The following is a 4,225-nucleotide window of genomic DNA, read 5'->3' as shown; positions in this document are numbered from 1 at the left end:
ATCCCGCACCGCCCGGACGAGCTGCTTGCCACGTTCGTGCAGCCCGTGCTCGACCATTTCGCTGCCGCCGGAACCCCGTACGTCGGCGTGATCTACGCCGGCCTGATGTTGACGACCGACGGACCGCTGCTGATCGAGTACAACGCACGCTTCGGCGACCCCGAGGTCCAGGCCATCCTCCCGCTGCTCGAGACCGACCTTGCGGAGTTGGCGCTTGCGGCCACACGCGGCGCCGTCACGAGCATCCCGATGGTCACCCGTTCGCGGAGTTCGGTGACGGTCGTCGCTGCGGCCGAGGGATACCCGATCGCCCCGGTCGCGGGCGACGAGATCGTGGATCGCGTGACCGACGACGAGGCCTTCAACGAGGCTCACGACGGGATCGCGCTCCGTTTCGACGCCGGCGTCATCGACGGTCGGGTCGCCGGCGGCCGGGTTCTCGCCGTCACCGGTCTGGGCCAGAATCTGGCCGAGGCCCGCCGCATCGCATATGCCCGAATGGCAGCGATCGAGTTCCGCGGAATGCAGGTCCGTCAGGACATCGCCTGGCGCGCGCCCGGAGCGGCACTCGCGTCCTATGCCGACGCCGGCGTCGACATCGACGAGGGAACACGAGCGGTCACCGAGATGAAGGCGGCGGTGGAGTCGACCCACGACGTCGGTTCGGGCGCTGGTGTCCTGCACGGCGTGGGGAGCTTCGGCGGCGTCTTCTCCGGAATGGCCATCAAGGAACTGGACGAACCGGTGCTGGTCGCATCGACCGACGGGGTCGGCACCAAGGTCGAACTCGCCGCGCGCCTCGGACGCGTCCGCGGCGTCGGGGCCGACATCGTCAATCACTGCATCGGCGATGTGCTGGTGCAGAACGCGCGACCGCTCTTCTTCCTCGACTACATCGCGGCGAGCGTGCTCGATGCCGACATGGTGGCCGACATCGTGAAGGGGATGGCCGAGGCGTGCCGAGCTGCCAACTGCGCGGTGTTGGGCGGCGAGACCGCCGAGATGCCGGGCGTCTACCGGGACGGAGCATTCGACATCGCCGGGACCCTGATCGGTGTCGCCGATCGGGCCGACCTGCTCCCCCGCACCGACGTCGGGTCCGGCGACGTGCTCATCGGTGTCGCCTCGTCGGGACCGCACACGAACGGCTACTCGCTGCTGCGCAAGGTGTTCGAGTGGGCGCCGATGGACACCGTGATCGCCGGCATGGACCGTCCGCTCGCCGATGCTCTCCTCGAACCGCACCGCAACTACCTGGACCCGCTTCGGGCGGTGCTGGCCACCGACCGGGTCAAGGCGCTCGCCCAGATCACCGGTGGCGGGCTCCCCGAGAACCTGCCGCGGGTGCTCCCCGACGGCGTGGGCGCCGAGATCGATCTCGCTTCCTGGCCGATCCCTCCGCTGTTCGCGCTCGTGCGTGAACTGACGCCGCAGATGTCGACCGAGGAGCTGTACCGGACCCTCAACATGGGCATCGGCATGGTGGTCGTCTGCGCCCCCGAGGACGCCGACGAGGTGCAAGCTGCGATCCCCGAGACCACCTGGCGCATCGGCCGCCTCGTCTCCGGTGCGCGCGCCGTCACCCTGACCTGACCCCCCGTCCCCAAGCTGTTCTTGTGAACTGTTCGCGCACGGAGCGCCGGACAAGTTCACGAGATCGGCGTTGGCGGGCGATCCGGGGGCGATCCGGGGCGATCCGGAGCGACGGGGTGCGTTTCGGCGGGGGCCGGACCGGGTAGGCCGCGACGCATGGCTCGCACCAACCGAATCCTGCGCCGCAACACCGTGGACACCTTCGACGACTTCACCGCCCTCGGCGGTGGGCGCGGACTCCAGAAAGCGGCCGAGATCGGTCCCCGCGAGATCATCGAGATGATCGAGGCCAGCGGCCTGCGGGGACGCGGTGGCGCCGGATTTCCGACCGGGACGAAGTGGCGAACCGTCACCGAGATGACCGGGACACGACCGGTGTCGGTCGTGGTCAACGGTGCCGAAGGCGAACCCGGCACCTTCAAGGACCGCACGCTGATCAGCAACGACCCCTTCCAGGTCGTCGAGGGTGCCCTCATCGCCGCCCGGGCGGTCGGCGCCGAGAATGTGGTGTTCGCGGTCAAGGAGCAGTTCACCGATCAGATCGAGCGCCTCCGCACGGCGATCGCCGCGTTCGAGTCCCGTGGGATCGACGACGTCGTCCTGCGGGTCGTCACCGGGCCGGCTTCGTATCTGTTCGGTGAGGAATCGGCACTCCTCGAGGTGGTCGAAGGTCGCCCGCCGCTCCCCCGCGTCACGCCGCCGTACCGGCGCGGGCTCGGCGATGAAGTCGGTGAAGGGAACGAAGCGAGCGACCTCTCACTCGCCGGCGAGGCCGATGCCGAACGGGTCGACGAGACGGATGCAAGTACGACCGCGTTGGTGAACAACGTCGAGACCATGGCGAACGTCGCGTTCGTGCTCGCGCACGGCGTCGACGAGTTCCGATCGGTCGGCACCGACGCGACGCCCGGAACCGCAATCTGCACGATCTCGGGGGCCGTCGCCGAACACGGAGTCGCCGAGTTCGCCATGGGGACGCCGTTCTGGGACGTGCTCGACTCGCTCGGCGACGGAGCCGTCGACGATCACACGGTGATCGGCGCGATTTCCGGCACGGCGAACGCGGTGCTCCCGGCGGACCGATTCGACACGCCGCTGTGTTTCGACGCCTTCAGCGCGGCCGGATCGGGACTCGGTGCCGCCGGCTTCATCGTGCTCGACGACCACACCGACCTGGCAGCGACGGCACACGGGGTCGCCCGCTTCCTCGCGATCGAATCCTGCGGGCAGTGTCAGCCCTGCAAGGTCGATGGCGGCGCGATCGCGGATCGGCTCGACGTGATCCGCCGATCGGAGCAGGCGGCCGGACGCGACATCGACTCCGAGATCGACGGCCTGCTCTCGACGGTCGCCGACGGCGCCCGCTGCGGGCTGGCGTCGCAGCACCAGACCGCGGTGGCGAGTCTGCACGAGCTGGCGTGCGCAGCCAACGCGTCCCATCTGTCGGGCGAACTCGGGCCTGCCGGCATCGATCTGATCGCTCCGATCGCCGACATCGTGGATGGCCTTGCGGTCACCGACCGCAGCCATCTCGACAAGAACGCCGACTGGGCGCCCGGCTCCAGCGTTTCAGTGAGCGGTTCGGGTGGTACCCCCTCCACATGAGAAGCACCCTCGCCCGCACCTCGACGATGACCGATCTTCGCGACCTCGTGGGCCACGACGGACCGTTCCTGACCGCTCTGATTCCCGCCCGCAGCGACGTCGCCGGCGCAGCCGATCGCTTCGACGTCCAGATCCACAACGCTCTGCGTTCGGCCACCGTCGACTGGGCGTCCGATGTCACGGCGATGACCGCCGACCTGGAAGCGCTCGACCACGGCGACGGTGCCTCCGTCATCGCCATTCGCCCGCGGTCCGGACCGACGTTCGTCGAGTTCATCGATCAACCGGTACGTCGGCCGTCCCTGACCGAAGGGCCGCTCCCCCGCCTCGCTCCGCTGATCGAAGCACGCCAACGGGTGCTTCCCCACGTCGTGGTCGAAACCGACCTTGCGGGGGCGGACCTGATCGCCTTCGACGGCGGGTCCGTGACGGCGACGCACCAGGTCGACGGCAACACGTTGCACATCCATCGCGGCCATCCCGGCGGATGGTCGCAGCGACGGTTCCAGCAGCGTGCGGAGAACACGTGGGACGACAACATCGAGGACGTCGCCGATGCCGTGTCGACACTGGTCGACGAGGTCGGAGCGCGGATCGTCGCCGTGGTCGGCCCGACCCGGGCACAGTCGATGCTCGTCGATCTGCTCGACGACCAACTCGATGTCCCGGTGCACGCCGTGGGCGCGGGTGACGCCGACGGTGCAGCCGACGAGATCGTCAGGCTGGTGGCAAACATCGCGGCCGGCGACACCAAGGCACTGCTCGACGAGTTCAGGGAGCGTGTCGACCACCGCACGACGACGTCGCTGGAGGTCACCAACGCGCTCGCCGAGGGGCGCGTCGAGACGCTCCTGGTCCACGACGACGAATCGAACGATTCGGGGACCATCGATCGGGCGATCCGTCAGGCATTGCTCACCGACGCCGACATCCACGTCATACCGAACGTCGCCAGCCTCGACGACGGCCTCGCCGCGATCCTCCGCTGGTGACCCCCCACCCGCCGATCTCGTGAACTGTTCGCGCA

3 protein-coding genes are annotated in these 4,225 nt (G+C 69.0%); all 3 read left to right on the top strand.

What is annotated here, in order from left to right; all coding sequences use genetic code 11:
• Nucleotides 1-1,593 (top strand): phosphoribosylformylglycinamidine cyclo-ligase (purM, locus tag WBV89_RS21180; RefSeq protein WP_423983316.1); only part of this gene is annotated, 1,593 nt, incomplete at its 5' end.
• A gap of 156 nt (nt 1,594-1,749) precedes the next feature.
• Nucleotides 1,750-3,198: an NADH-ubiquinone oxidoreductase-F iron-sulfur binding region domain-containing protein gene (locus WBV89_RS21175; protein WP_423983315.1), complete on the top strand. Its 1,449-nt coding sequence runs from the start codon at nt 1,750-1,752 to the stop codon at nt 3,196-3,198.
• Complete coding sequence (locus WBV89_RS21170; RefSeq protein ID WP_423983314.1) at nt 3,195-4,190, top strand: Vms1/Ankzf1 family peptidyl-tRNA hydrolase; 996 nt, start codon at nt 3,195-3,197, stop codon at nt 4,188-4,190. The genes WBV89_RS21175 and WBV89_RS21170 overlap by 4 nt, the downstream gene beginning before the upstream one ends.
• Nucleotides 4,191-4,225: the final 35 nt, after the last annotated feature.

Origin of the sequence: Ilumatobacter sp., assembly GCF_049588435.1 — a bacterium.
Classification (GTDB): domain Bacteria; phylum Actinomycetota; class Acidimicrobiia; order Acidimicrobiales; family Ilumatobacteraceae; genus Ilumatobacter_A.
The sequence above is the reverse complement of the archived record's forward strand: the minus strand, read 5'-3'. Positions and strand labels throughout refer to the sequence as shown.

Bases quoted from the DNA above. Each gene is read 5' to 3' on its own strand.
- WBV89_RS21175 (WP_423983315.1), top strand. From the start codon at position 1,750: ATGGCTCGCACCAACCGAATCCTGCGCCGCAACACCGTGGACACCTTC.
- WBV89_RS21170 (WP_423983314.1), top strand. From the start codon at position 3,195: ATGAGAAGCACCCTCGCCCGCACCTCGACGATGACCGATCTTCGCGAC.